Below are 756 nucleotides of genomic sequence, written 5' to 3'. Positions count from 1 at the left end.
CCACTCGGAAGTCTTCTTTTTCAATAAAAAGAGGGATTTCATGAAACCACGATAGAAACTTGTGCCATTCGGAGCGATGAGCATCAAACTGCTCCAAGGTCTCTCGAATAAGTCTGTGATGACGAGCGTTGTGCTCGCGCAAATACTGCATGCCACTACCTTGACGACCCTCTGTGCAGTAACACATTGCATTGTATTCGTGATTGCCCAGGACAATTTCGGCCTGCGATTGGTCGACCATGTCTTTTACAATATGCAGAGCTTCTCGAATTCGAGGGCCTCTATCAACAATATCACCCACAAAAATCACTTTGCGTTGCGGATGACGGTAGCAACCTTGCTTGTTCTCATAACCCATCTTTTTCAACAGACGTTCAAGGGAGTTACCACAACCATGAATATCACCAATCAGGTCATAGCCTTGCTTAACTTTTTTCTTAACAAATGCCATCTATTAACTACTTATCAGGTTATTGGCCCAGCCTAATTTCTCTCTACAGGTTTCATAGAAGTTATGAGAGGTAGGGTGAATCAAACGCACTTTATGTGGTTTTTTACTTATGTATACTGCATCGCCAGGCGCAACAGGGATGTGATGCTGACCATCACAGCTGACCTGCGGGTAAATCTCATTACCTTCACCAATCACAATTTTAATCTCACTTTTACCGTCAACAACGATTGGACGGCTACTGAGCGTATGAGGAAACATTGGAACTAATGAGATTGCATCGAGTTTAGGGTGCAAAAGAGGCC

1 protein-coding gene and 1 pseudogene are annotated in these 756 nt (G+C 43.7%); both read right to left on the bottom strand.

Features of this window, described 5'->3' with window-relative positions; translation table 11 throughout:
- A partial coding sequence (locus tag A3729_RS03075) for a metallophosphoesterase (RefSeq protein ID WP_197475508.1) occupies positions 1-451 on the bottom strand: 451 nt, incomplete at its 3' end.
- 3 nt (positions 452-454) lie between these two features.
- Positions 455-756 (bottom strand): annotated as a pseudogene (locus tag A3729_RS03070) (NAD(+)/NADH kinase); the annotation flags it as partial.

The organism is Oleiphilus sp. HI0043, assembly GCF_001634935.1.
This window is presented reverse-complemented; position numbering and strand designations above follow the sequence as displayed.